This window comes from uncultured Nitrospira sp. (assembly GCA_902500695.1).
Taxonomy (GTDB): domain Bacteria; phylum Nitrospirota; class Nitrospiria; order Nitrospirales; family UBA8639; genus Nitrospira_E.
Window position 1 is genome coordinate 1 of record CABVRQ010000172.1, and the last position, 2,136, is coordinate 2,136.

Here is a 2,136-nt window from a genome sequence, read left to right on the forward strand (position 1 = left end):
TCATAGATACTTGAGTTTCCCTTTATACCAGCCGGAATATCCAATCACTCATGGGCTTGGATGATCTCCATAGAAGTCTCCATTTGAATAGGACACGAGAAACTGCATTGTCGATAAATCTTCTATCTTTCGGGAAAGTGGAATGGTGCTGTGCGGCCCTCTTTGCGTTTGATAGGCTCACTGGGAGCACTTCGATAATTTATTCTTATTTCCTTGAACCATTAAATTTATGAATGTAAGCTGATGCACATGGAATGGCTGAATTATCATCATCTGCTCTACTTCTGGGTCATTGCCCGGGAAGGAAGCATCAAGCGGGCCTGCGAAGAACTCAATTTATCCCAACCGGCGTTAAGCGCTCAGCTTCGAACCCTCGAAGATACATTGGGAGAGAAACTGTTTCATCGGGTGGGGAAGACGCTGGTATTAACCGACGTGGGACAGATGGCCTATCGGTACGCTCAGGAGATTTTCTCTCTGGGGCAGGAATTCACTAATACCCTTAAAGGCCGGTCCAGTCATCGTCCCGTAAAATTGGTTGTGGGCATCGCCGAAGTGGTCCCTAAAATGGTCGCGTATAAACTTTTAGAATCCGCCTTTGCTTTATCGGATCCTCTTCAGATGGTGTGTTGGGAAGGGCGCTTGGAAGCATTGTTGGGAGAATTGGCTCTCCATTCCCTGGACATTGTGTTGGCTGATACGGCCATCCCTTCTACGGTGCGGATCTTGGGACACAGTCATTTGCTCGGAGAATCCGGCGTGACGTTGTTTGCATCAAAAGGACTTGCCGCCAAGTACCAAAAAAAATTTCCGAAATCCCTTGATGGAGCACCATTCCTCCTCCCAACCAGTAATTCTATGCTTCGGCGAGGAATGGATGAGTGGTTCTCACGGGTTGGGATAACCCCCCGATTGGTGGGGGAGTTTGAAGATGGTGCGACCATGAAAGCTTTTGGTCAGGCAGGAAAAGGAATTTTTCCCGGATCCAACGTGGTAGGGAAAGAAATATGCCGGCAATACCTGGTTCAAAAAATCGGTGATGTGCCTGACATTCGTGAACAGTTTTATGCCCTTTCAGTGGAACGTCGCCTCAAACATCCCGGGGTATTGGCCATTGTGGACTCAGCTCGAAAAACAATTTTTCGGACTACTGGCTCCTGATAAAAAGTGGATCATCTGGACACCCTATCCGCTACCAAGAATTCCGAAAAAGGCTTATCCTACTCTTTGTTTTTTCGGAAACTCATTTAAAAATCACATTCCTGGATTCTCGATGGTCGTGCCTCTCGCGTCGGAACTCTAGCTAGAGCTACCTCCAGACTTTTCTAATGCCACCAGACGTTGTCCTTCTGCCCGGTGCATGGCTGCTAATTCTCGTATCTCTCTAGCCGCTTTCCATCGGGTTGAGGCAACATGCATTAAACTCGTCCGACGAAACCCCTTGGGATCCATATGCGGTTTCAGAGCAAGGGAGGTCGAGCGCTGTTCCAAACGAACAGCTTCGCTTTGCAGTTCATCGGCCTGCTGGTCATAAATTTTAGCCATTTCCAATAGATCTTCTCCTATCCAGGGCTTCTCTTCTTCCGTGTCATGAGCGGCCAAAGCAATACTCATAGGTGACAACAGAGATGGATTATGTGCCCTGTCCGGGAAGAAGCTCATCATTCCCATACCTCCCAAAACGCCAATTAATACATAGACAAGTACTCGCATTATCATCCCTCCTCTTTATTGAGATTTAATAAACCAAGTGGATTGTTCTATCCATACATGGCCTAGAAAAATAAGATATCCGGCCAAAAGGGGTCAAAGCCGGATTTCATATATTGAAAAAGACCTCTCTACCATGGGGGAAGAAAATTGTCCCCCGTGATATGTGGCCATGGCTCTTGTCAGAGCCCGCCAAGATTCAGGATTCTCTTGCGGCCTGGGAGAGTGACTTACCCTGTCCGTCGTGCCACTCGCCAGATAACTTCATGATAGCCTGGTCAAAAGCCTCATTCAATGCGACCATTCTCAGCGTTTCAAGCGCCTTGCCCTCCTCAGGATAAATCGGGCTGGTCATCGCGGATCGTCTTGCTCCGGGATACCGGTTGGATCCGAGTGGAATGGTGAGTTGGTCCAGGGTGGCATAAG

3 protein-coding genes are annotated in these 2,136 nt (G+C 48.1%); 1 reads left to right on the forward strand and 2 read right to left on the reverse strand.

All coding sequences use genetic code 11. The features are described 5' to 3' along the window. Window positions 1-249: 249 nt before the first annotated feature. Window positions 250-1,161 carry a transcriptional activator NhaR gene (gene nhaR / locus AAH187_RS19200; protein WP_342350101.1) on the forward strand — a complete coding sequence of 304 codons (912 nt, stop codon included), beginning with the start codon at window positions 250-252 and terminating at the stop codon, window positions 1,159-1,161. A gap of 138 nt (window positions 1,162-1,299) precedes the next feature. On the opposite strand, the gene AAH187_RS19205 is transcribed toward nhaR, so the two are convergent. Continuing rightward, on the reverse strand, window positions 1,300-1,713 hold the full coding sequence (locus AAH187_RS19205) for a hypothetical protein (RefSeq protein ID WP_342350102.1): 414 nt from the start codon (window positions 1,711-1,713) through the stop codon (window positions 1,300-1,302). 196 nt (window positions 1,714-1,909) lie between these two features. Then, window positions 1,910-2,136: hypothetical protein (locus tag AAH187_RS19210; protein WP_342350103.1), on the reverse strand; the 227-nt coding region annotated here is incomplete at its 5' end.